The sequence below is a fragment of the Staphylococcus sp. EZ-P03 genome (assembly GCF_003344575.1).
Lineage (GTDB): Bacteria > Bacillota > Bacilli > Staphylococcales > Staphylococcaceae > Staphylococcus > Staphylococcus simulans_B.
In genome coordinates, this window is sequence record NZ_QPMO01000017.1 from 1 (window position 1) to 25,602 (window position 25,602).

Genomic DNA, 25,602 nt, shown 5'->3' on the forward strand with positions numbered 1-25,602 from the left:
TCATAAAAACTATTTGTTATAAAACGTTTAAAACGTTTGTTAATTTTGGAATTAACGTTGACATATTGTCATTCAGTTTTCAATGTTCATTTAAAAATATTAATGGTGGAGACTAGCGGGATCGAACCGCTGACCTCCTGCGTGCAAAGCAGGCGCTCTCCCAGCTGAGCTAAGCCCCCATTATTCAAATAAGAGTCGGGAAGACAGGATTCGAACCTGCGACCCCTTGGTCCCAAACCAAGTGCTCTACCAAGCTGAGCTACTTCCCGTATATAAAATGTAATCAAAAATATAAAATGGCGCGCCCGATAGGAGTCGAACCCATAACCTCTTGATCCGTAGTCAAACGCTCTATCCAGTTGAGCTACGGGCGCATTTTTATAATATATATGGTGCCGAGGACCGGAATCGAACCGGTACGGTAATCACTTACCGCAGGATTTTAAGTCCTGTGCGTCTGCCAGTTCCGCCACCCCGGCAACATAAAAATAAAATGGAGCAGAAGACGGGATTCGAACCCGCGACCCCAACCTTGGCAAGGTTGTATTCTACCGCTGAACTACTTCTGCATTATTAAAATTGGAAAACTGATGAGCCATAGAGGATTCGAACCTCTGACCCTCTGATTAAAAGTCAGATGCTCTACCAACTGAGCTAATGGCTCATAGCTTTAAGATGGTGCCGGCCAGAGGACTTGAACCCCCAACCTACTGATTACAAGTCAGTTGCTCTACCAATTGAGCTAGGCCGGCTCCTAAATGGTGGAGAATGACGGGTTCGAACCGCCGACCCTCTGCTTGTAAGGCAGATGCTCTCCCAGCTGAGCTAATTCTCCGAATTATATTGCCTGGCAACGTCCTACTCTTGCGGAACGTAAGTCCGACTACCATCGGCGCTAAAGAGCTTAACTTCTGTGTTCGGCATGGGAACAGGTGTGACCTCTTTGCCATTGTCGCCAGACAATATATTACTTATTTAATTAAGTGGTTTTCAATAACTCACTTAAATTATTTTAACTTGTTTTGTTAACATTTGCAATGGTCAATTTTACACTCAGTTAAAATCTTTTTTACAAATGTGTAACGCGTTCTTTTTGACGACCCTTTAATATTACTACTTTATGAATCGTTTGTCAACACTTATGTATCATCTTTTTTGATTCTTTTATAATCATACAAAATCTCTCATAAAACGTTGCTTTATTTCGTAGAACAATTAACAATTATACAGGGTTTTCAAAATAATGCAAGTGGTTTTTCAAACTTTTTTAAAGTTATTTACATTCCCTGCCTCTTTCTCATCTGATTGCTCTATATTACCGCTTTTCAATGCATTATAAAAGCAGGCGGCCTTCTGTTTAAAAGGCTGCCTGCTTCTTCATTTCAATATTAATTTCATCTTAATATCGCTGCTGTTCTTATTTTTGACGCATGTATGGGAATAATAATACGTCGCGAATAGATGGTGAGTTGGTTAACAACATTACTAATCTGTCGATTCCGATACCTAGTCCGCCTGTTGGAGGCATACCGTATTCAAGTGCTTCGATGTAATCTTCATCCATCTCATGCGCTTCGTCATTACCTTGTTCTTTTTCTTTTAATTGTGCTTCGAAACGTTCTCTTTGATCGATTGGATCATTCAACTCAGTGAACGCATTCGCATGTTCGCGTCCGACAATGAATAATTCAAAGCGATCTGTGAAACGAGGATCTTCTGGATTTTTCTTAGCCAATGGTGAAATTTCAATAGGGTGACCATAAACGAATGTAGGTTGAATTAAAGTTTCTTCTACTTTTTGTTCGAAGAATTCATTTAAAATATGACCGTACGTCATGTGATCTGTAATTTCGATACCATGTTCTTTTGCTAATGCACGTGCTTCATCATCAGATTTAACATCATAGAAGTTTACACCTGTCGCTTCTTTAACAGCATCTACAATATGCACACGTTTCCAGTCAGATTCTAAGTCGATTTCATAATCTCCGTAAGGTACAACTGCTGTACCTAATACCGCTTTAGAAATATGACGGATTGTACCCTCAGTAATATCCATGATGTCATGGAAGTCTGCATAAGCTTCGTATAATTCAATCATAGTGAACTCAGGGTTATGTCTAGTTGACACACCTTCGTTACGGAATACACGTCCGATTTCATATACTTTTTCTAAGCCGCCGACAATCAAGCGTTTTAAGTGCAATTCGATTGCTATACGCATATAAAGTGTCGCATCTAACGCATTGTGATGTGTTACGAATGGACGTGCTGCTGCGCCGCCAGGAATTTGATGCATCATCGGCGTTTCAACTTCTAAGAAACCTTTGCTGTTTAAGTAATTACGCATTTCTTGAATGATTTTACTGCGGTTGATAAATGTTTGTGTACTTTCTTGGTTAGTAATCAAGTCTAAATAACGTTGACGATAACGTTGTTCAATATCTTGAAGACCATGGAATTTGTCCGGTAATGGACGTAATGATTTTGTAAGCAAGATGAATGATTTAGCTTTTACACTTAATTCACCTGTATTTGTTTTGAACATAACCCCTTCGATACCGATAATGTCGCCAAGGTCAGCCATTTTCCAAATATCGAATTGTTCTTCTCCGACTTGGTCTTTACGTACATAAATTTGGATTTGTCCTGATAAATCTTGCACATGCGCAAATCCTGCTTTACCTTTACCGCGTTTTGTCATTAAACGGCCAGCAATCGCTACATGGCTTTCATCTTCTTTTTCTTTTAATTCATCTTTAGAGAATTCTTCCCATTTTTCATGTAATTCAGCCGCACTTGCTGTACGATCAAAGCGTTGGCCGAAAGGATCAATTCCTAAATCGATTAATTCTTGTAATTTTTGACGACGGACCTGCATTTGGTCATTCATTTCTTCTGACATGTTATCTCTCCTTTAAGCTTCTTGAGTTGCTTTAGCTGCAGTGGCTTCTTTTTGGAAATCCTGCAGTATATCAATCATTTCTTGTTCAGTGTTGGCTTGATTCAATGCTTTACGCGCTTTCCCGTTACCTTTCACACCTTTAAGATACCAAGATGCATGCTTGCGCATTTCCATAACGCCAACCTTCTCACCTTTTAATTCTACTAGTCGGCGCAAATGTAATAAAGCAATTTCTACTTTTTCTTTCACTGTAGGTTCATCCATCAGCTCGCCAGTCTCTAAATAATGCACTGTACGATAAATCATCCAAGGATTACCTAAAGCTTCGCGGCCGATCATTACCGCATCTACACCTGTTTCTTCCAGCATTTTTTCCGCAAGTTCCGGACTTGTGACATCTCCGTTGCCGATAACAGGAATATTAACTGCTTCTTTCACTTGTCTGATAATATCCCAGTCTGCTTTGCCTTCATACATTTGGACACGTGTACGGCCATGCAGCGAAATCGCTGATGCTCCGGCACGTTCTGCTGCTTTAGCATTCTCCACTGCATAAATATGGTCTTCGTCCCAGCCGATACGCATTTTGCATGTCACAGGTTTGTTTACTTTCTCTACAACAGCTGAAACCATCTCATAAATCTTATTAGGGTCAAGCAGCCATCTTGCTCCGGCTTCGCAGCGGATAATCTTATTAACAGGGCAGCCCATATTAATATCGATAATATCTGCTGTCGTATTCTGGTCGACATAAACTGCCGCTTCAACTAAACTTTCCTTTTCACCGCCGAAAATCTGCAATGATAACGGTCGCTCGTTTTCATCGATATACAACATATTCATTGTTTTCGGGTTATTGAATAAAATGGCTTTATCGCTTACCATTTCGGCACATACTAAGCCTGCGCCGAACTCTTTAACCGTCAATCTGAATGCAGAGTTGCATACACCCGCCATAGGCGCAAGCACGACTCTGTTGTCGATTTCGACATCTCCAATCTTCCACATAATAATTACCTCTCAATCTATCTCTCGCATTTAATGAAATTTCTTCACAGTTTCGTCTGGAACAGTTATCTCTTTAATCTTTTTCTGTGTTCTCGGCTCTACCTTGTCCGGCGCAATCTCTTGCAGCGGAATCAAGACAAAAGCACGTTCTGTCATTCGCGGATGCGGAATACTCAAATCTTTTGTTTCAATAATCTCATCGCCGTATAATAATATATCAATATCTAAAGTACGCGGACCCCAACGTTCTTTGCGTACACGATGCAATTGCTGTTCTATCGCTAAACCGCGTTCTAACACTTCATGCGGCGATAGTTCTGTTTCTATTTTTATACATAAATTCAAAAAGTCAGGCTGATCCACATATCCGACAGGTGCTGTTTCATAAAATGAGGAAACTTTGATAACTTCTATACCTTGCTGTTCATCCAGCAAATCGATGGCTGCTTTTAATTGTGCTTCTCTATCTCCGACATTGCTGCCGAGTCCTAAAAATACTTCAGTCATTTTGATTCACCCTTGTTATCTCTATTCCCACTCCGTCATAATGGCCTGGAATAGGTGGTGTTTCTTTCGTAATTCTCACTTTAGTTTCCAATACCCGATTATAGTGTGAATTTATACGTTTTGCAATAAGTGCTGCGAGATGTTCGAGCAATTTTTTAGGTTCCCCTTCCATCACAGACTTAACATCAGCATAGACTTCAGCGTAATTCACAGTATCCATAACATCATCTGATTCTCCTGCTGCTGTTAAATCCGTCTTCAACTCGACATCCACTACAAAGATTTGTCCGATTTCATTTTCTGCTGCTAAGACACCATGATAACCATAGAATCTCATACCGTTTAAAAATATACGATCCTTCATCGTTCATTCTCCTTTAAGTAATCGATACCGTGCGCAATACGGGCATTCATTTTCACATTATGTACGCGCACCGCTTGCACACCTTTCATGACACCATAAGCTGTCGTTGCTGCAGTCATTTCATCTCGATCTTCTGGTCCGTCATCTTCCCCCATCATTTCTTTGATGAAACGTTTGCGGCTTGTCGCTAGCAAGACTGGATATTCCGTCACAACTAATTCATCCAATCTTTCCATTACTTCACGTTCTTCTGCTCTGCTTTTCGCAAAACCGATGCCTGGATCTAACCAGATTTTATCAGTCGCAATACCAGCTGTTTCAGCTCTATGCGCTTGTTTTAATAAATAGACCAGCATTTCATCCATAATCGGCGTTTCTCTTTTGCCGTCGCCGTTATGCATCAATACAATTTCAGCATCATATTGTGCCACAGTCTCAAACATTTTAGGGTCGTATAAGCCTGCCCATTGATCATTAATCATCGTAGCACCAGCTTCTAATGCCTGTTTTGCGACTTCACTGCGGAAAGTGTCGACAGACAATTGAACATTCAGCTCAGAGAGTGCTTTCACTACAGGAATCACACGTTCCAACTCATCTTCAAGTTCTACCTCGCTGTGGCCTGGACGTGTAGAAACACCGCCGATATCAATGATATCTGCACCTTCATCCATCATGACCTTAGCGCGTTCAACCGCCGCATCAACAGAATTATATTTTCCGCCGTCAGAAAATGAATCAGGCGTTACGTTTAAAATACCCATTATTTTTGTATGTGCCATGTCTATCTCCCTTTCACCATAACTGTGTTATATTATATCAAATTTTTGATTAATGACCGACCCCGAGTGTTCGATCAAGACCATCAATAAAAAAACTGCCGTGCAATCCCTCAACGAGGAATTTAACCGGCAGTTGTGATACTATCTCATTATTTTTCTTCGAAAGAATATAAAGGTGTTGATAGGTAACGTTCACCATTACTTGGTAATACAGTTACAACTGTTTTGCCTTTACCTAATTCTTTTGCTTTTTGAATTGCAGCGTGGATTGCAGCACCAGAAGAAATACCTGCTAAGATACCTTCTTCTTTCGCAACTTTGCGTGCAGTTTCCATCGCAATATCGTTGCCTACTTTAATTACTTCATCATAAATTTCAGTGTTCAATGTGTCAGGAACAAAGCCTGCACCTAAACCTTGTAATTTATGCGGACCTGGTTCTCCGCCGCTTAATACAGGTGAGCCTTCAGGTTCGATAGCTACGATATCAATATCAGGATATTTTTCTTTCAACACTTTGCCTGCGCCTGATAAAGTACCGCCAGTACCTACACCTGCTAAGAATGCATCGATTGTACGGCCTTCGAATTGTTCTACAAGTTCAGGACCAGTTGTTAACTCGTGAATACGAGGGTTAGCTGGGTTTTCGAATTGTTGCGGTTCATAGTAACCGTATTTTTCTTTTAATTCTTTTGCTTTTTTGATTGCGCCTTTCATCGCTTCTGAGCCCGGTGTTAAAACAACTTCTGCACCGTAAGCTTTTAATAAGTTGCGACGTTCAAGACTCATTGTTTCAGGCATTGTAAATACAGCTTTGTAACCTTTTGCTGCTGCAACGAATGCTAAACCGATACCTGTGTTGCCGCTTGTAGGTTCAACAAGTGTGTCGCCTGGTTTGATTTTGCCGTCTTTCTCAGCTTGTTCAACCATTGCTAATGCGATACGGTCTTTAACTGAGCCGCCTGGGTTTTGATATTCTAACTTAACGTAAATGTCAGCTGCATCTTCAGGTACAACATTGTTTAATTTAACAACTGGTGTATCCCCAATAATTTGAGTAATGTTATCTACAGGTTTCTTTGCCATAAAAAAACGCTCCTTTATTCTTGAAAGTTATTTAAATAAGCTACCAGAACCTTGTTATCCATTACACCCCAAAAACAACGCCATTCTGATACTTAAATATGCGATTTTATTTCTACTAAACCTTATCTATCTCATCGGATATTGTTATTTTATCAAACTTGTATGACATTCTACAAGTTCATTGTCTCTACTCTTAATTATTTCCTATTTTGCAAAAAAGAAACCTTTTGAAAAATCAGCTGAAAAAAGCAAAAAAGCCGGAGCCTTTTATGCCCCAGCTTCAAAAAATATTTATTTTGCTTGCAGCTCTTCAATCAAACCTTGAAGTTCCGCTTCGCTGTAATGATATTTCGAACGGCAGAAATGACATTCTGCTTCTGCCCCGTGATCTTCATCAATCATGCTTTGAATTTCCGCTTCGCCTAATCCTTTAATCGCATTCAAGAATTTTTCATGACTGCAGTTGCATTCAAATCTTACCGGTGCTGTTTCTAAGAATTTCACATGCTCTTCTCCCAAAATTTCAATTAACAATTCTTCAGGAGACAAGCCTTGATCGATTAATTGAGAAACAGGTGTCATGTGTGTAATGGCCTGTTCTACTTTTTCGATTGTTTCTTCTTTGGCATTCGGCATAACTTGGATAATAAAGCCGCCTGCTGCTTTGATTGAATTATCCGGATTGACTAATACACCTAGTCCTACTGATGAAGGAACTTGTTCACTTGTCGCATAATAATATGTGAAGTCTTCACCCAATTCACCTGAAACAATCGGACTAGATCCGGAGAAGTAATCTTTCATACCGACATCTTTAACTACTGTTAAGGTACCATCTGTACCTACAGCACGGCGTACATCCAATTTACCTTGGTCATTAAGCGGGAAGTGTGTTTGCGGGTTCGTTACATATGCACGAATATCCCCTTTTGCATTAGCATCTGCGACAATACGTCCGATTGGTCCGTGTCCGTCTACTGTTACAGTTAATTTCTGATCGCCTTTCAACATTGCGCCCATCATAGCTGTCGCAGTCATCGTACGGCCTAAAGCCGCTGAAGCAGTCGGCCATGTGTAATGTCTTGTTTGTCCTTCTTGCACTGTATTAGTAGTGACTGCTGCATAAGCTCGGATATCACCATCAAATGCTAGTGCTTTTACTATATAATCTTGAGTCATTTGAGCTACTCCTTTTTACTTTGAAATTTCTATTTTTACTGCGTCTGCATGTTCATTTCAGCTTAAAAAATCTCTTTCTGCGTATTCCTAATCATAGCAGAAAGAGATTTTAAACTACATTATTTAGTTTCAGACAATAGAACTGTCTTATTTGTCAGTACGTCTGTCAGAATCATCAGCATCATGGTTATCATGCTTTGTTTCATCTTCAGATGATTCATCTGCATGAGTGTGTCCATCTTGATGTGCTTCTTCTTCTTTTTGACGTTTTTCTTGTTCATCTAATTCAGCATCTTCTGCTTGGTGTTGCTTGTCATCTTCGCGCACTTCATCAAGGATTTCGTCGTAAGATTTTCCGAATTTGCCTTCTTGGAATTCTTCGCCGCCTTGTTTCACAACTTTTGCATCTTCATAATTCACTTCAGGCAACTTGCCTTCGTAGAATAATGAATGGATTTGTTCGCGAACCAATGTTTCTTCTGTTAACAATGTCTTCGCAATCAATTTAAGCTGATCTTCGTGCTCAAGCAAGATTTGTTTACAACGTTCATATTGTTCTTTGATGATACGTTGAACTTCTTTATCGATTTCATATGCGATTTGACCAGAGTATTCCGGTTCGCCTTGCATATCTTTACCTAAGAAGACTTGACCGCCGCTCTTCGTAAACTGCATAGGTCCGAGTTTCTTACTCATACCGTATTCAGTTACCATTGAGCGTGCAATTTGTGTTGCACGTTCGAAGTCATTTGAAGCACCTGTAGACACTTCATTAAAGTTGATATCTTCAGATACACGACCACCGAGCAATCCGCAAATCTTATCAAGCAATTCTGGTTCTGTCATTAAGAAGCGATCTTGCTTAGGCAGCATCATTGCATAGCCGCCTGCTTGACCACGCGGTACAATCGTAACTTTATGTACGACTTCCGCTTCATCCAGTACCATACCGATAATTGTATGACCTGCTTCGTGGTGTGCAACGATATTGCGTTCTTTTTCAGAAATAACACGAGATTTCTTAGCCGGACCTGCGATAACACGGTCAGTTGCTTCTTCAATATCTCGCATATCGATTTTCTTCTTGCCGTCGCGCACTGCAATTAATGACGCTTCGTTCAGCAAGTTTTCTAAATCGGCACCAGAGAAACCTGGTGTTCTTTGCGCAATCGCTTTTAAGTCTACTGTTTCATCAAGCGGTTTGTTTCTGGCATGTACGTAAAGAATCGCTTCACGGCCTTTAACATCCGGACGACCCACTTGAATTTGACGGTCGAAACGACCTGGACGAAGTAAGGCTGGATCAAGGATATCAGGACGGTTTGTTGCCGCAATCATGATAATGCCTTCGTTTTCGCCGAAGCCATCCATTTCAACTAATAATTGGTTCAGCGTTTGTTCACGTTCATCGTGACCGCCGCCGACACCGGCACCACGTTGACGACCCACTGCGTCAATCTCATCAATAAAGATGATACAAGGTGCGTTTTTCTTCGCATTTTCGAATAAGTCGCGGACACGGCTGGCACCGACACCAACGAACATTTCTACGAAGTCAGAACCGCTGATAGTGAAGAACGGTACACCCGCTTCACCAGCTACAGCACGGGCAAGCAATGTTTTACCTGTACCTGGAGGACCCACTAAGAGTACCCCTTTAGGGATTCTTGATCCCATTTCCTTAAATTTCTTATTATCTTTCAAGAAGTCGACAATTTCGATTAATTCTTGTTTTTCCTCATCTGCACCGGCTACGTCAGAGAAACGTACACGGCGTTTTTGGTTGTCGTACATCTTCGCTTTGGATTTACCAAAGTTCATCATACGTCCGCCGCCTCCGCCGCCTTGTGCTTGACTAAGGAAGAATATGAATAATAAAGCAATAACCAATACTGGAATCAACGTTGAAAGAATACTTACAAATACACTTTGTTTTTCTTCTTCTTTAACTGTAAATTTTAAATCTTTTTGTTTTTGTGCTTCATCTGTGACTTTCTGCAAGTCTTTTTCGTTATTATATAACATCGTTGAAGAATAATCTTCACCGTTCTTGGTCTTTCCAGTTACCATATAAACGTTCTGCTCAGGCTGGATTTCTAATGATTTCAAATCGCCTTTTTCGAGTTTTTCGAAGAACTGTGAATATGATAGTTGTTTCGGCATATTGCCGTTACCATTCAGCCAGGAAAATAAACCGAATATAAAAACGCCAATGATTGCGATTACAAGCACATTGCGAAAAGCTTTCTGCATGCGTTTTTTCCTCCTACTCCAATAATAAAACTAACAAAAATTGTAACACAATATAACTTTTAATGGCTAGTATTTCAACTTTGTAGAAAAAGTAAGCCATCTATGTTATTCGAATGTTTATTTGTTTTGGTAAACTTCCGGTTTCAACGTTCCGATGTACGGAAGATTACGATAATACTCTGCATAATCCAAACCATAACCTACCACAAATTCATCTGGAATTTTGCGGCCGACATATTTTGCTTCAATGTCTGCTTTACGGCGGTTAGGTTTATCTAATAACGTTACGATTTCTAACGAATTCACACGACGTGATTTTAACAATTCAGTAATCGATTTCAAAGTTGTACCTGTTTCAAGAATATCTTCGACAATCAATACATCTTTATTTTCGATTGAACTGCCTAAATCTTTTAAAATTTTAACTTCTCCTGTTGATTCTGTTCCGCCGTGATAACTTGATACATCCATAAAATCAATGGAAAGATGTGTATCAATACGCTTGATTAAATCCGACATGAACATTGCTGAACCTTTTAAGATACCTATACAAACAAGATTTTTATCCGCATAGTCCTCTGTGATTTTTGCACCTAATTCACGACAAATCTGTTGAATCTCATCTTCTGTCATTAGTACTTCTTTTAAATCGTCCTTCATTTTCGGCTACACTCCTATTTTTATTATCTCTAATTTCCCTTCGTATTTCGGTGCAGTGTACAATGTACCCACTGCGATAATCTCCCCTTGTTTATTCAGCAATATGGGCAACCGCTCACGTTCGTATTTCGGAACTTTGCGGTTGATCATCAAGCGATTGACTTTCTGATGGCCTTCTAAGTTGGGCAATACAAAGCGGTCTCCAGGTTGTCTGGTTCGTATTGCTAATGGGAAGTCCTCATGCGCAATTTCATCATGAACTATAATTTGATATGTACCAAAATCATAATTGCCTGGTTGTAGCACCCGTTGTGTTGATAACGCTTCTTTTGTGAAACCCATTATTATAAATTTATCATACACAATTTGAATATTCCATTTATCTGACGAATAAATTACTGCTTGTGCTTGAGAATTTTCAATTTGCGCAAACCATGCTTCATAAGCATGTTCTGAAATCGGCGCTGCTTTTGTGTACCCCGCTAACAATTCATCCATTACAATTGTTTTTTGTGCATGGTTCAACGCATTAAATGCGGCGCGTTCAACAGAAATACTATGCTCAGTTTGAACTGTATGCTGTTTAAGAAATGCTGCTGCGTTTTGTTTTAATACATCGAATTGTGCGTCATGCCAAGCTTTGAGCTTCAGCAGCTGCTCTGTATCCAACTGAGGATTCTCATTAATCATCGGAAAGATACGATTGCGGATATCATTACGCACATAATGATTATCTTGATTAGATGCATCTTCGTAATAAGGTACTTGGTGTTGTGCTTGATAGGCTTGAATGTCTGCTTTACTGACATTCAGCAGCGGACGTACTAAACGATAGCCTTCTCTTTGTTCAACTGCTTCCATCCCAAGACGGCTTCTGGTTGTTCTTCCGGTCATCACACGATAAAAAATGGTCTCTAGCTGATCATCTTGATGATGCGCTGTCATTAAGACATCTGCGTTCAACTCTTGGATGACTTCTGCAAACCATGCATAACGCTGCTGTCGTGCTTCATGCTGAATACTCTTGCCTTGTTCTGTTAAGGCAGAAAGGTCTAGATGGTGTACGCGAAGCGGGATATGATGCGTTGTGCAATAACGGCTCAAAAAGGCTTCTTCCTCCGCTGAAGCGTCACGCAAACCATGATTGACATGCAAGACGGTCACTTGCCGATATGTATGTTGTAATTTCGTTATTAATAATTGCAGCAGCACCATACTATCTATACCTGTGGAAACTGCTACAACCAGATGGTCGTTTTTCGACCAGCCTTCTGTATAAATATTCATATCTGCACCTCTTCATTGGTTTGCTTAATGCTGTTGTGCTGACAATGTGTATTATTCCAAACATTGAAACTTTAAAATGACGAAAAAATAAAAGAAGACTGTTCCATCGCGAAACAGTCATCTTCTGTATGTTGAATTATCGTCTTGAACCTCTTCCGCCGCGGCGTGATTCAGCTTGGCGTTTGATAGACGTCATTTTCTCTTCGCTATCTTTTAAGAAGTTGCTTAATTTCTTTTCAAAGTCCTCTGGTTTGTTGTGCGCAGGTTTGCCATGACCATGGCCGCCGCCTCTATGATGTTGTCTTTTTGGACGATCTTTCGCTTTTTTAATTGAAAGACTAATCTTGCCGTCGTCAGCAACAGATAGTACCTTAACTTCTACTTCATCTCCAACAGACAAGTGATCCTCTACATTTTCAACATAATTGTCTGCAACTTCACTGATGTGAACTAAGCCACTTTTCCCTTCAGGCAATTCTACAAACGCACCAAATTTCTTGATACCAGTGACTTTCCCTTTAAGCTTGCTTCCTACTTCGATTGACATATCCTAAATAAATCCTCCGATTTCTTTCAATTTTACTTAACTCTATTATATGCTTGTTGTCTTAATTTAACAATGGCATATCAGTTAATTCAATGAGATATTATGATTTTATCATTTTTAACACACGCATGACCCTACTTTTTGTCTTTTTTCTTATCTTCAGGAAGCTTGAATATCACTTCTCCGTCGTTGCTTAAATAATAATCATCTCGTGCGACTTTCTCAATATATTCTTTGTTATTCAAATTGTTCAGCTGTTCCTTCAACGCAATTTCTTCATCTTGTTGTTTTTGGAACTTTTCTTCTTTCGCTTTACGTTCTTTTGCATCATCTGCATTACTTTTGGTTTGAGAGATAACCATAATAGAAAGGACAATGATAATTGCGAGCAAAATTCCCGCAAAGAGCATAATACGACGTTTAACCACGCGCTTTTTCATTTCGCGCTGTTTTTTCTTGCGGTTTTCATTTTCAATATATCTGTTTTCCATATGCTCTACTTTTCTATTCATGGTCCGTCACTCCTTAGTCATTCTCATTAATACGCTCTTCTTTTACTAATTCATACATGCCTTTCGCATTTTCTTTCGATGCATGTTCGCTTAATCCAGTGACATGAATAGTAATCACACGTTGCCCGAAACGAATGACAATTTCATCACCGATTTTGACATCCGTACCTGCTTTAGCTGTATTGCCGTTGACCTGCACACGTCCTTGGTCGCTGACTTCTTTCGCTAAAGTACGGCGTTTGATTAAACGAGATACTTTTAAATATTTGTCTAATCTCACGTTATTCCCCTTCTTTCTGTTGTAAAAAGGCCTTCAGCTGTGCCTCATCATAGTCTTTATTTTTGACTTCATCATACAACGCCATAAAATGGTCTGCAAATACTTTCTCAAATTTTACGCGCGGTGTTTTGCCTTCTTTTGCTTTCGCATTAGACCATATTGCTTTTAAATCATCGATATTTTCCGCATTTTCACTTCCGAATACATGCGGATGGCGTCGAATCATTTTATCATTCAAACTTTCAATTACTTCGCTGATATCGATATAACCTTCTTTTTTGCCGATACTTGCATGCAGCAAGACTTGCAATAAGATATCGCCAAGTTCTTCTATCATATGCCAATCATCTTCATGATCAATCGCTTCAAACAACTCAAAAGTCTCTTCTAACAGATAACGTTTCAGTGTTTCATGCGTCTGCACTTTATCCCATGGACAGCCTTTTTCATCATCCACTAATGTATCAATCACTTCTGTCGCATAATCAAAGTCGCGGTGCATCAGCGCCTCATCTTCAACACGCGGCAAGAACACACTCGTTAAATTACTGAATACATCGTGATGATCCAATTCATATAAAGGTGTTTCGATTACCGTTGCTCCTGTATTACGTGCACCGTCTACGATGTATACTTGGTAATCATCGGCATAGCGTTCCATCAATGTTAATTTCAAATCTCCTGCAGTCATCGCACTGAACACTTGTGTAATCAATGTGTGTGTACGAATATTCAATTGGTTCGCATTTAACGCTGTACCGTCTAATAAAGTAAATCCTTCGTTCGGATCAACTTTCACTGCTTCAAACACATCATCAATAAAACTTTTGCCGCCTAACACTTCGACTTTTATATCATCATGTTGTTGTGCATACGCCGTCAGCAATGCAGTTGTAGTTTCTGCTACACGCGGATGACCGGGTACAACATAGACAATATCTTCTTTTTGTGCCGCAGCAATCAATTGGTCAACAATCGTTTGATAGACATTGCTGAAAGCATCATTATCTTCATATACTTCATCAAAGCTCGTCCACTGCAATTGTGCGGCTTGCTCTTGCAGCGCTTTGACAACCGGATGCGACAGTGTACGTGCATAAATATGTGTTTGCTTTGTTAAATAATTATAAATGCCTAACGGCATCTCATCTAATCCATAGTTGCCTAAACCTGCAATTGTAATGGTATGACTCATGATTTTCGTCCTTTCTTTATGCGATACAATTTATGTCCGAACGGCATATGCTGCAACTCTCGATACGTTAATAAGTTTAAATACACAATAGCAGCTATCACCACAATGACACCTGCAGCCGCTGCCGACAGCAGCTCTGCCATACCTATCAAACGACCGCCTGCCGGCCATAGATACATCACCGCTTGTACTGCAACAGTCATCGCCAACATTGCAGCCGCAAGTTTCCATACAAAGTACGACATATTGCGCAAACGATAAAACTTCAATGTCCGATACTGCAAGACACAAGCAAATAAGCACAGCGAACTTACAGTACTGATACTTGCGCCGACAATACCGATCTTAGGTATCAATAGAATGTTCAATCCTAATTTTATAACTGCTCCTATCGCAAATGCAAAGAGAATCAAACGAGATTGTTCCCGTACTTCCAACAATGCAATATTCACCATAATCAGAGATACACATATCACCGTAATCATATAAATTACTAATGTTACTGTTAAAACATCATTTTTAAAGAAGACACGGTTCATAATCGGTAATAGATTCATTAAACCGACACCCGCTGCAACACTGATCGTAACTGTGATTTTCAACGTCGCATCCGCATAGCGGTTCATACGTTCAAAACGCTGTTCTGAAAAGGCGTTGGTTAACAACGGAATCAGCACAAAACAAAACGTTGTTGTTACAATCAAACCGATTTGGATAAAAGATGCCCCGCGATCGTAAATGCCTTTTTGGACAATTGCTTCATGAAATGACAATCCGTAATGCTGCAATGTGCGGATAACCGAGAAGCTATCCATCAACTGCCATGTCGTCACAATCAAGTGGCTGACTGAAAAGATTATAATCGCAGCGGCTAAACGGCCCCAAACCGCTTTTGGCATCGTTGCTTCGCGCCACGTCCATTGAAAACCAAACGGACGTTTCCAGCTCAAAAAGACTGTTGCGGCTAAGAAACCAAGTCCAGATGCTAAAATCGACCATTTGCCTACTTGATATATCGACCAATCATACAATGCAAACACCGCAATCATTACCAAGATGATGCCTACACGTACAATTTGCTCGATAACTTGAGAGTAAGCCGGGTATTCCATTTGCTGTCTTGCTTGGAAACCGCCGCGCAAAACACCTAGGCAGCCGACAACTAAAAAGCTGCAGCTGGCCATACGAATCATCGGCGTTAAGTGCTGATCACCCATAATATGCGCAATCACAGGTGCGCCAAGACAAATCAGTACAAACAGCACAAAACATGTGCCTTGAATCCAAATCATCGCATGACTCATCCGCTTCGCTGTCGCATGCGCCCCGAAATTTTGCGTGACTGCACTCGGTATCGCATTCATAGATAATATCGTCGCAAGCGACAAAAAAGGATACACTTGCTGATAAGCATAAAGTCCTGCATCGCCTAATACGTTTTGGTACGGTACACGATAAATCGCACTCAGAACTTTCACTGCAATCAAAGCTAAAGTTAAAATAATGACGCCGCTGAATGCTGATTTACGCTTCATCTGGGATGACCATGCTTTCTTCTAGAGCTTTCATCAAGAATTTCAAGCGGTCAAACCACGCGCCTGCCTTTTTATTTTTATTCAGCGTTACCGTCATCGCATTTTCAGACACGCCTACCTTCATATCGCGTCCAAGCGGCAAGGTTTGTTTGAATAATGCTTCGCCGTTGATATCTTCTGTACCTTTTTCAGACAGATGGATGTCAACTGCTTTGCCGGTATCTTTAATACGTGTAACACCGACATGCAATGCATGGATACGGATTTCCACAATATCCAGCAAGCGTTCGGCTTCAACCGGATACTCGTTGAAACGATCGATTAATTCATCTTTAATATCCATCAGCTGATCTGCAGTTTCAATCTGACGCAATTTCTTATAGATTTCAATTTTAGATTGTTCGTTCGGAATATAACTTGTCGGCAAGTATGCATCAATATTCAATTCGATTTCAATTTCAGGTGTGTCGTTTTCTTGTTGGATGCCGCGTTTTTCATTCACAGCTTCTTCCAGCATTTGTGAGTACAAGTCGAAGCCGACAGAATCAATAAAGCCGTGCTGCTGCTTGCCCAGCAAGTTGCCTGCCCCGCGGATATTCAAATCGCGCATCGCAATTTTAAAGCCGCTGCCGAGTTCAGTGAATTCTTTGATTGCTTGCAGACGTTCTTCTGCAGTCTCAGACAATACTTTGTTTGTCGGGTGCAGGAAGTATGCATAACCGACACGTGATGAACGGCCGACACGTCCGCGCAATTGATACAACTGGCTTAAACCGAAGCGGTCTGCTTCTTCAATAATCAATGTATTCGCATTCGGTACATCGACCCCTGTTTCAATAATCGTAGTAGTCACCAAGATGTCATACTCTCCGTTGACAAAGCCGATCATTGTATCTTCTAATTCGCGTTCAGTCATTCGGCCATGTGCAACACCGATATTGGCATCCGGCATCAGCATTTGAAGCTGTTCGCGTTTCTCATAAATAGACTGTACTCTGTTATAAAGATAGAAAGCTTGCCCTCCGCGCGATAATTCACGCTCTAATGCTTCTTTGATGAAATTAGAATTTTGTTCTAAGACATAAGTTTGAACTGGGAAACGGTTTTCCGGCGGTGTTTCAATAACAGACAAGTCACGTACCCCAAGCATACTCATATGCAAAGTACGCGGTATCGGTGTCGCAGTTAACGTTAAGACATCCACATTCGTCTTCAATGTTTTGATACGTTCTTTATGGCGGACACCAAAGCGTTGTTCTTCATCGACCACCAAAAGACCTAAATCTTTATACTGCACATCTTTTGCGAGCAGTTTATGCGTACCGACTACGATATCAATTGTACCGTCTTTAAGGCCTTGTTTCGTTTCTTTAATTTCTTTTGGTGTACGGAAACGGCTCAATAATTGAATATTGACCGGGAAATCCTGCATACGTTCAATCAATGTTTCATAGTGCTGCTGCGCTAGAATGGTTGTCGGTACTAAGAACGCGACTTGTTTGCCTTCCATTACCGCTTTGAACGCTGCACGCAATGCCACTTCTGTTTTACCATAGCCGACATCACCGCATAATAAGCGGTCCATCGGACGTTCTTTCTCCATGTCTGCTTTGATTTCATCAATAGACTTCGCTTGGTCGGCTGTTAAATCATATGGGAAATCCATTTCGAATTCATGCTGCTGCTCAGTATCCGGACCGAATTGATAGCCTTGTGCCATTTCACGCTCGCGGTACAGTTCAATCAATTCATCTGCGATATCTTCAACACTTTGTTGGACTTTCGCTTTGGTTTTCTTCCATTCTGTGCCGCCGAGTTTGTTTAATTTCGGTGTTTTATCTTCAGATGCTACATATTTTTGCACTTGATCCATCTGATCAACAGGTACAAACAGCTGGTCTGTACCCTTGTATTGAATTTTAATGTAGTCGCGATGCACATCTCCGACTTCAAGTGTTTCAACACCTAAATAACGTCCGACACCATGGTGAACGTGTACAACATAGTCGCCGATTTTTAAATCTTGGTACGATTTAATACGCTCAGCATTGGTCATCGTCGGTGTACGTTTTTTGGCTTTTTTCTGTTTTGATTTGAATAATTCGCGCTCTGTTACAACTGCCAGCTGCATATACGGCAGTTCGAAGCCTTCAGATAGACTGCCTTCTACTATTACCGCATGGCCGCCCTGAACTTTGTCGCTTGCGCCTGCTTCGACAATCGGAATATGCATTTCGTTCATCATAGCTTTAACGCGTTCTTTCTTCGTTTCTGTTTCCACCAAGACAACTACGGTATAACCGTTATTGATATAGCGTTGGAATTCCGAACGCATAATATCATATTGGCCGTAGAACTGCTGTACCGGTTTGCTTGAGAATTTAATAATGTGATCTAGTTTGACCGGCATGCTTGCTGTAAAGAGTGTGAAGAATGTGATTTTGCGTGATTTGATTAAACGCGCAAATGCATCATCATCCATAAATTTTTGACCGATAAAGCCTTTCCCGCTTTCGATCAGTTGTGAAATAAAATCATTGACTTCGGTTGTTAATGTTTCTTCAGTATCCTTCACACGATTATATTCATCTACCACAATAATCGCATCGTTGCCGATATAATCGACAAGTGTTGCAGGTGTTTCGTACATGAAAGCCACTAATCTGCGAATCACTTGGTGGTCAATAAAGTTCGTATCAAACTGCAAGAAGCTTTCATACGTATCTTTGACATCATTGCGGACAGATTTATCTATTTTAGGGCGTGTTGTTTCATAAGCTTTTTTCAATTCTGACTGAATCCGTTTTAAGACATCTTCCGTAATGATATAGTCGCTCGCTGAAGTAATATGTGCTTCTTCTTGATTTTCTTTTGAGCGTTGGCTTTCTACATCAAATTCGCGAATCGAATCGACTTCAGTATCAAACAATTCGATACGTACCGGTGCCCCGATTAACGGATAGACATCAATGATACCCCCGCGGACTGAAAATTCGCCGATATGCGAAACGACACTTTCTCTGCGGTAGCCCATATCTACTAATGTGTTTAAGAAGTTGTCGACATCAATATCCTCGCCGACTTTTAAGTGTACTTGATGGGATTGCCATATATCGACAGGTGTCTGAAGTTTCTTCAATCCGTTTAAAGGTATGATAAAGAACCCTCGCTGGCCTTGTGCTAAGGCAGTAAGGGTACGCACACGTTCACTCATCAGCTGCGGGCTTTGTGTGGAGAACTCTTCAGTCATGATGTCTTGAAGCGGATATTTATAAATCTCTTCAGCATCTAAATATTGCTGCAAATCTGCTTCTAACTTATCTGCTTGATACAAGTTGTTCGTCACAACGACCATAGGACGCTGAGATGACAAATACTTCTCAGCCATCATCGTCGCTTTAGCCGCACCTGCTAATCCTGTAACCAATACATTTTCTTGTCCGAATACATCATTTAACTCTTCATATCGTTTATCTTTGTTTAAATAATCTGTAATTATTGATTTCACTTAGCCTCACCATTATATTCATTCATCACATGGTCGAAACGCGAACTTGCGATATAATCTTCAACAGCACGTGCAGAATGTTCTATTACTTTGTTCATTGTTTCCATTTCTTGCTTAGAGAATTTTTGCAATACATAATCCGGTACTGACATCCCGTTAGTCGGCCTTCCGATACCGATACGGATACGTTTGAATTGATCTGTACCTAAATGCTGGATGATGGATTTCATTCCATTATGTCCGCCGGCACTGCCTTTTTGACGTAATCGCACTTGGCCTTGCGGTAAATCCAAATCATCATATAAAACCAATAAATCATCTGGATCTACATTATAATAATCCATTAAAGGGCCGACTGCTTCACCCGATAAATTCATCATTGTCATCGGTTCAATCAAAAGCACCTTTTCCCCTGCAATGCGCTCAATCGTATAAGCACCGCGGAACTTTTGCTTGTCTAGTTTGATTTGATTAGCGTCTAGTAAATAATCGATAACCTCAAATCCGATATTATGCTTGGTTTGTTCGAATCGCTTACCGATATTGCCTAATCCGACAATACATTTCATGCTTCTTTTCCTCCATCTCTTTACGTTTATCTTTTAGTTGGCATTGGTCATCTCCCAATGTCTATGTATCGCTTTACCACCTATATTAACACAAATCACCCATAACCCTGACCTGAAAAGCTATGTATGTTTTCGAGTGCCGGCCATTAGTTTCAGTGAAATAAAAAAAGCCGGACACACATAAAGTGTGAACGGCAATCATTAAAAACGAAATTATTATTCTTCTTCGTCTTCTTTGTCTTCTCCAACAACTTCTGGTTCAGGAGTATCCGCACTGCCTGCTTCAACTTCTTGAATTTCTTCTTCGCTTGGTCCTTGAGTTGGAGGTGTTACAGTTACAACTGTATCTTCAGGTTCGTTTTCGATTGTGAAGTCGCCTGTTACTTTCAAGTCTTGAACTGCGATAGTGTCACCGATTTCTAATTCAGCGATATCTGCTTCAAGATATTCAGGAATGTTGTCTGGTGTTGCTGTAACTTCAACATAGTATAATGGTTGGTCAACTACGCCGCCTTCTTTAGCGCCTACTGCTTCACCAACTAAGTGAACTGGTACTTCTACAGTACGTTCTTCAGTCATGTTGATTGCTAAGAAGTCGATGTGAGTGATTTGGTTTTTCAACGGATCGAATTGGTAGTCAGCTACCATTACTTTGATAGATTTAGAACCTACGCCTAAATCGATAACACCGTTACGTCCAACTTCACGGATAACTTTGATGAATTCTACTTCATCAACTTTAACTGATACGTTTTTTTGACCGTAACCATACATAACTGCTGGTACTTTACCTGAGTTTCTGATTGCTGTTAAATCAGAACGTCTTTGTTTACCTTGACGGATAATAGACTTTAATGAAGCCATTTCCTTTTTCCACCTTTCGTATATGAGATTTTCTATCGTCGCCTATATCAGACTATAAATATTGAATCTCTCCGCACTTGCCCATCGGTTGTTTGACCGCTTGCAAGTGTTTGATATGTTCACGACAGAAAGTCGCGAACGGAATTATTATACACATTTTAACAAATTACGTCAACCGCTGTTTTCAGAAATCAAACAGATAACTAGAAGAAAAGCCGCAGCCTGAATGGCTGCAGCTCCTTAAATATTAGTCGAATAATACACTCACTGATTCTCTTTCGTATACACGAACGATTGCTTGTGCGATTAATCCTGCTACTGATAATTCAGTTGTGTTTTCTGGTTTGCGTCCGTCATCAAGACGAATTGAATTTGTAACGATTAATTCTTTAATCGCTGAGTTTTCAATACGTTCTTTTGCCGGACCAGAAAGTACAGCATGTGAGCAGCAAGCATAAACTTCTTTAGCACCTTTGTCTTTTAATGCTTGTGCTGCTAATGTAATTGTACCTGCTGTGTCGATGATGTCATCGATAATAATTGCCGTACGGCCATCAATGTCACCAACGATATTCATTACTTCTGCTACGTTTGGTTTTGGACGACGTTTGTCGATAATCGCGATTGGTGTTTTTAAAATGTCTGCTAATTTACGTGCGCGTGTTACGCCTCCGTGGTCTGGTGAAACGACTACAGTTTCTTCTGGGTCGATTTCAGGGTTGTTTTTGAAGTATTCCGCTAAGATCGGCACACCCATTAAGTGGTCGATTGGAATATCGAAGAAACCTTGAATTTGCGGTGCATGCAAGTCTAAAGCAATCATACGATTTGCGCCTGCAACTTGGATTAAGTTGGCTACAAGTTTTGCTGTGATAGGTTCACGGCTGCGTGCTTTACGGTCTTGGCGTGCATAACCATAATAAGGAACCACAATGTTGATTGTTGCTGCAGAAGCACGTTTGCATGCGTCAATCATAATAAGCAATTCCATTAAGTGATCGTTAACCGGATTTGATGTAGGTTGGATAATGAAGACATCGCAACCTCGGATACTTTCTTCGATATTGATTTGAATTTCACCGTCGCTGAAACGCTTTACCGAACATTTTCCTAATTCAATTCCAATGTTATCTGCCACCTCGTTTGCAAGCGGCTCATTTCCTTTCAACGAGAAAATCTTTAAAGATGAATTTTTATATTCATTAGCTAACATTTATAGTCCTCCATTTATTTGCATTCATGCGTTGTTCAAGTCGAACTGATACATAACATCCTATTTAATTTTACTGAATTGGACACGAGACATCAATACTTGTTAGTTTTTATTTTTATTTAAATAACCTGGTTTTGTTGTTTGTCTTTCACGTGCTAGTGCTAAACTGTCGTTTGGTACGTCGTCTGTAATCGTTGAGCCTGCTGCAATCAAGACGTTATCGCCTAATGTAACCGGCGCAACTAAATTTGTATTGCAGCCGATGAATGCATCTTTGCCGATTGTTGTTTTAAATTTATTTTTACCGTCATAATTGACTGTAATCGAACCGCATCCGACATTTGTGCGTTCTCCGATTTCTGCATCGCCGATGTAGCTGAGGTGAGAAACTTTAGCGCCGTCTTTAATATCCGCTTTTTTCACTTCGACAAAGTTGCCGACTTTCACTTCATTGCCTAAGTTGGCTTTTGGTCTCAATTGCGCAAATGGTCCGACTGTTGTATCTTCGCCGACTGACGCATCATTGATAACAGATTGTTTAATTGTCGTACGGCTGCCGATACGGCTGTTGTTGATTTCTGAGTACTGACCGATGAAAGCGTCTTCACCAATCACTGTGCCTGTACCTAAATGTACCCCAGGTTCCACAATTGTATCCATACCGATTTCTACATCTGCTTCGATATACGTTGTTTCAGGATCAATTAATGTGACACCATTACGCATATGATATTCGTTTGTACGTTTTCTGAATGCAGCTTCTGCTTTGCTTAATGCAACACGATCATTAACACCCATGATTTCATCGAAATCTTCAGTGCGGTATGCATCTGCTGTGTGGCCTTCTGCTAAAGCAAGTGTGATGACATCCGGCAAATAATATTCGCCTTGTGCGTTATCATTTTTCACTTCTTCCAGCAAACGAAATAATAAAGCATTGTCAAAAGCGAAGATACCTGTGCTGATTTCATCAATGGCTTGTTCTTCTTTTGAAGCATCTTTTTGTTCTACTATTTTTTCCAAACGACCTTCTTGGTCTCTGACAATACGTCCATAACCAAAAGGATTTTCAGCTGTCGCAGACAGCACTGTCACACCTGTTTGCTGTGCTTCGTGATAATCTGCTAATGCTTTTAATGTTTCAGGTGTGATAAGCGGAGTATCGCCGCACACGACCAACGTTGTGCCTTCTTTGCCTTTCAATTCATCAGCTGCCATCTTCACAGCGTGTGCTGTGCCGAGTTGTTCCTCTTGGAAACTGTATGATGACTGATCTCCTAAAGTTTCTTTTACACTTTCTGCACCGTGACCGACGATTGTGACAATTTTATCTGTGCCTGCTTGTTTGACACTGTCGACCACGTGTTCAATCATACTTTTGCCTGCTACTTTGTGTAACACTTTGTAAAGTTTTGATTTCATTCTGGTACCTTTACCAGCTGCTAATACTACCGCATATCTCTGCATGACTGCGAACCCTCCAATAAATTTACACTTCTACATTATTATAAATTAAGCCGAGTTGCACTTTCAAGACTCACCCTCATTCTTATCTTCTGACTGTCATTCGGGTTGCGCTTATCATAACACATCTATTTAATATTTTGTACAATATTGTTTTGCATTAAAATATCCAAAAAGTTAAGTCTTCTTAAGTGTTTCTGCGATAAAAAACCCTCGATCGCATGACCGAGGGTTGAATAAGCTTTATTTATCATCTTTAAGCTTTGAATTAAGCTTCTTCGTTACTATCTTCTTCTGATTCTGATGGTTTCGCATTCTTATCTGGAATGACTTCATCAGTTTCATCATATACTTTCATCACAGCATCTTGAATTTCTTGTCTCATGTCTGAATTGATAGGATGCGCGATGTCACGGAATTCACCATCTGGTGTACGTTTGCTTGGCATTGCGACGAATAGACCTGAGTTGCCTTCAATTACGCGCAAATCATGGACTACGAATGCGTCATCTAGTGTAATTGACACTAGTGCTTTCATTCTTCCATCAGTTTGTATTTTTCTAAGTCTTACATCTGTCACTTTCATGTAGTGAGCCCCCCTAGTATATCTCTCTATTGTCTTTATAGAAGCTTACAATATTTAATTAAAAATTATTTTCCTTTGACTTGAGCGATGACCTCGATCTCAACTTTTACGTCTTTAGGCAAACGCGCCACTTCTACACAGCTTCTCGCTGGTTTGTGCGCATTGAAATATTGTCCGTAGACTTCGTTGATTTCTTGGAAATCATTCATATCTTTAATAAAGATAGTTGCTTTAATCACTGAATCGATATCAGCACCCGCTTCTTGTAAAACCGCTTTAAGATTTTCCAAGACTTGACGTGTTTGAACTGATACTTCATCACTGACAAGTTCATTAAATTCATTTAATGGAATTTGACCTGAAGTATAAACCATATCATTCACTACAACTGCATGTGAATATGGTCCTAAAGCTTCAGGTGCTTTATTAGTGTGTACTGTCTTCATGTTGCAAATCGCTCCTTTTATGAGAATTTAGATAAAACGTTGCCTTGCTCAACTTTAAAGTCTTGATTGTATTCATCTACATCAGACAATTTGACCAAGGAAGTATAATCTTCAATCAATCTTTGTTTCACTTCTTTAGATTCTACAAGTACTGATACCCCCTTGACATGCGCTTTAAACTCATTCATCAAATTCATCACGCCGTTAATCGAGCCCCCGGCACGCATAAAGTCATCAACGATTAAAACGTTTGAATTTTCTTTAAGTGTGCGTTTCGACAAGACCATCGTTTCGATCTTGCGCGAAGAGCCTGAAACATAGTTGATAGAGACTGTAGAACCTTCTGTTACTTTATTATCCTTGCGAATAACAACTACTGGTAAATTTAATACATTTGCTACTGCATTGGCAAGAGATATCCCTTTTGTCGCAATTGTCACAATCGCATCGAGCTCTTCATCCATATAAATTGTAGCGATTAAACGCCCGACTTTATTTAATAATTCCGGGTTGCCCATTAAATCTGAAAGGAAAAGATATCCTCCCGGAAGCAAGCGTTCTTTTTCTTGCAAGAGCACAATTACTTCATTAATGACTTCCTCAGCTTCTTCTTTGCTCATTGTCGGGCGATACGTGACACCTCCGCTTGCACCTGCCGTAGTAATGACTGTTCCCAATTTCTCCTTATGCAAGGTTTCGCGAACAATGTGGATGTCTTCGCTGATAGAAGACTTAGCTTGTTTAAACTTCTTCACAAAGTGCGTTAAGGGTATCAGTTTATTCGGGTGACACATTAAATAATGCGTCATGTACACAATGCGCTCGCTTCGTTTATAACGCAAGAGAATCCTTC

Annotated in this window: 23 protein-coding genes, 8 tRNA genes and 1 rRNA gene; all 32 read right to left on the minus strand. The window is 40.2% G+C overall.

Annotation, left to right across the window (positions count from 1 at the left end; genetic code table 11):
* Nucleotides 1–103: 103 nt before the first annotated feature.
* Nucleotides 104–179, minus strand: a tRNA-Ala gene (locus DVJ99_RS09195).
* 16 nt (nt 180–195) lie between these two features.
* A tRNA-Pro gene (locus DVJ99_RS09200) sits at nt 196–269 on the minus strand.
* Nucleotides 270–297: 28 nt separating this feature from the next.
* Nucleotides 298–374 (minus strand) — tRNA-Arg (locus DVJ99_RS09205).
* Nucleotides 375–390: 16 nt separating this feature from the next.
* Nucleotides 391–479: transfer RNA gene (locus DVJ99_RS09210), tRNA-Leu, on the minus strand.
* 15 nt (nt 480–494) lie between these two features.
* Nucleotides 495–569: transfer RNA gene (locus DVJ99_RS09215), tRNA-Gly, on the minus strand.
* Between the two features lie 22 nt (nt 570–591).
* Nucleotides 592–664: transfer RNA gene (locus DVJ99_RS09220), tRNA-Lys, on the minus strand.
* Nucleotides 665–676: 12 nt separating this feature from the next.
* A tRNA-Thr gene (locus tag DVJ99_RS09225) sits at nt 677–752 on the minus strand.
* A gap of 7 nt (nt 753–759) precedes the next feature.
* A tRNA-Val gene (locus tag DVJ99_RS09230) sits at nt 760–835 on the minus strand.
* Between the two features lie 10 nt (nt 836–845).
* Nucleotides 846–960 (minus strand): 5S ribosomal RNA (gene rrf, locus DVJ99_RS09235).
* A gap of 457 nt (nt 961–1,417) precedes the next feature.
* Complete coding sequence (lysS, locus tag DVJ99_RS09240) at nt 1,418–2,905, minus strand: lysine--tRNA ligase (protein WP_105994628.1); 1,488 nt, start codon at nt 2,903–2,905, stop codon at nt 1,418–1,420.
* 12 nt (nt 2,906–2,917) lie between these two features.
* Nucleotides 2,918–3,913: a tRNA dihydrouridine synthase DusB gene (gene dusB / locus DVJ99_RS09245; protein ID WP_105994627.1), complete on the minus strand. Its 996-nt coding sequence runs from the start codon at nt 3,911–3,913 to the stop codon at nt 2,918–2,920.
* Nucleotides 3,914–3,943: 30 nt separating this feature from the next.
* Complete coding sequence (gene folK, locus DVJ99_RS09250; RefSeq protein WP_114603991.1) at nt 3,944–4,420, minus strand: 2-amino-4-hydroxy-6-hydroxymethyldihydropteridine diphosphokinase; 477 nt, start codon at nt 4,418–4,420, stop codon at nt 3,944–3,946.
* Nucleotides 4,413–4,784: a dihydroneopterin aldolase gene (gene folB / locus DVJ99_RS09255; protein ID WP_114603992.1), complete on the minus strand. Its 372-nt coding sequence runs from the start codon at nt 4,782–4,784 to the stop codon at nt 4,413–4,415. Before folB ends, folK begins: the two co-directional genes overlap by 8 nt.
* Nucleotides 4,781–5,566, minus strand: a complete 786-nt coding sequence (gene folP / locus DVJ99_RS09260; RefSeq protein ID WP_114603993.1) for a dihydropteroate synthase — start codon at nt 5,564–5,566, stop codon at nt 4,781–4,783. Before folP ends, folB begins: the two co-directional genes overlap by 4 nt.
* Before the next feature lie 149 nt (nt 5,567–5,715).
* Entirely contained in the window at nt 5,716–6,651 is a 936-nt protein-coding gene (cysK, locus tag DVJ99_RS09265) for a cysteine synthase A (RefSeq protein ID WP_105994623.1), read from the minus strand.
* A gap of 291 nt (nt 6,652–6,942) precedes the next feature.
* Entirely contained in the window at nt 6,943–7,830 is an 888-nt protein-coding gene (gene hslO, locus DVJ99_RS09270) for an Hsp33 family molecular chaperone HslO (protein WP_105994622.1), read from the minus strand.
* A gap of 147 nt (nt 7,831–7,977) precedes the next feature.
* A complete protein-coding gene (gene ftsH, locus DVJ99_RS09275) occupies nt 7,978–10,083 on the minus strand; it encodes an ATP-dependent zinc metalloprotease FtsH (protein WP_114603994.1) in 2,106 nt (701 codons plus the stop codon).
* Nucleotides 10,084–10,200: 117 nt separating this feature from the next.
* Nucleotides 10,201–10,743, minus strand: a complete 543-nt coding sequence (gene hpt, locus DVJ99_RS09280) for a hypoxanthine phosphoribosyltransferase (RefSeq protein ID WP_114603995.1) — start codon at nt 10,741–10,743, stop codon at nt 10,201–10,203.
* A gap of 6 nt (nt 10,744–10,749) precedes the next feature.
* The gene (gene tilS / locus DVJ99_RS09285; RefSeq protein WP_114603996.1) at nt 10,750–12,030 is read right to left on the minus strand and encodes a tRNA lysidine(34) synthetase TilS; all 1,281 of its coding nucleotides are present in this window, start codon (nt 12,028–12,030) and stop codon (nt 10,750–10,752) included.
* 136 nt (nt 12,031–12,166) lie between these two features.
* Complete coding sequence (locus DVJ99_RS09290; protein WP_105994618.1) at nt 12,167–12,577, minus strand: S1 domain-containing RNA-binding protein; 411 nt, start codon at nt 12,575–12,577, stop codon at nt 12,167–12,169.
* A 134-nt stretch (nt 12,578–12,711) separates the two neighbouring features.
* Complete coding sequence (locus DVJ99_RS09295) at nt 12,712–13,089, minus strand: FtsB family cell division protein (protein WP_114603997.1); 378 nt, start codon at nt 13,087–13,089, stop codon at nt 12,712–12,714.
* A 13-nt stretch (nt 13,090–13,102) separates the two neighbouring features.
* Entirely contained in the window at nt 13,103–13,369 is a 267-nt protein-coding gene (locus tag DVJ99_RS09300; RefSeq protein ID WP_105994616.1) for an RNA-binding S4 domain-containing protein, read from the minus strand.
* Between the two features lies 1 nt (nt 13,370).
* The gene (locus DVJ99_RS09305; RefSeq protein ID WP_114603998.1) at nt 13,371–14,564 is read right to left on the minus strand and encodes a MazG nucleotide pyrophosphohydrolase domain-containing protein; all 1,194 of its coding nucleotides are present in this window, start codon (nt 14,562–14,564) and stop codon (nt 13,371–13,373) included.
* The gene (locus DVJ99_RS09310; RefSeq protein ID WP_114603999.1) at nt 14,561–16,099 is read right to left on the minus strand and encodes a polysaccharide biosynthesis protein; all 1,539 of its coding nucleotides are present in this window, start codon (nt 16,097–16,099) and stop codon (nt 14,561–14,563) included. The genes DVJ99_RS09305 and DVJ99_RS09310 overlap by 4 nt, the downstream gene beginning before the upstream one ends.
* Nucleotides 16,089–19,607, minus strand: a complete 3,519-nt coding sequence (gene mfd, locus DVJ99_RS09315) for a transcription-repair coupling factor (RefSeq protein ID WP_114604000.1) — start codon at nt 19,605–19,607, stop codon at nt 16,089–16,091. Before mfd ends, DVJ99_RS09310 begins: the two co-directional genes overlap by 11 nt.
* A complete protein-coding gene (gene pth / locus DVJ99_RS09320) occupies nt 19,604–20,176 on the minus strand; it encodes an aminoacyl-tRNA hydrolase (protein WP_105994612.1) in 573 nt (190 codons plus the stop codon). The genes mfd and pth overlap by 4 nt, the downstream gene beginning before the upstream one ends.
* 216 nt (nt 20,177–20,392) lie before the next feature.
* Nucleotides 20,393–21,040, minus strand: a complete 648-nt coding sequence (locus DVJ99_RS09325; RefSeq protein ID WP_114604001.1) for a 50S ribosomal protein L25/general stress protein Ctc — start codon at nt 21,038–21,040, stop codon at nt 20,393–20,395.
* 247 nt (nt 21,041–21,287) lie between these two features.
* Nucleotides 21,288–22,253 (minus strand): ribose-phosphate diphosphokinase, encoded by a 966-nt coding sequence (locus DVJ99_RS09330; protein WP_105994610.1) that lies wholly within the window; start codon nt 22,251–22,253, stop codon nt 21,288–21,290.
* Between the two features lie 102 nt (nt 22,254–22,355).
* Entirely contained in the window at nt 22,356–23,720 is a 1,365-nt protein-coding gene (gene glmU / locus DVJ99_RS09335) for a bifunctional UDP-N-acetylglucosamine diphosphorylase/glucosamine-1-phosphate N-acetyltransferase GlmU (protein WP_105994609.1), read from the minus strand.
* 265 nt (nt 23,721–23,985) lie between these two features.
* On the minus strand, nt 23,986–24,303 hold the full coding sequence (gene spoVG, locus DVJ99_RS09340; RefSeq protein WP_105994608.1) for a septation regulator SpoVG: 318 nt from the start codon (nt 24,301–24,303) through the stop codon (nt 23,986–23,988).
* Between the two features lie 65 nt (nt 24,304–24,368).
* Nucleotides 24,369–24,749, minus strand: a complete 381-nt coding sequence (locus tag DVJ99_RS09345) for a RidA family protein (RefSeq protein ID WP_114604002.1) — start codon at nt 24,747–24,749, stop codon at nt 24,369–24,371.
* 17 nt (nt 24,750–24,766) lie between these two features.
* On the minus strand, nt 24,767–25,591 hold the full coding sequence (gene purR / locus DVJ99_RS09350) for a pur operon repressor (protein WP_105994606.1): 825 nt from the start codon (nt 25,589–25,591) through the stop codon (nt 24,767–24,769).
* Nucleotides 25,592–25,602 lie beyond the last annotated feature (11 nt).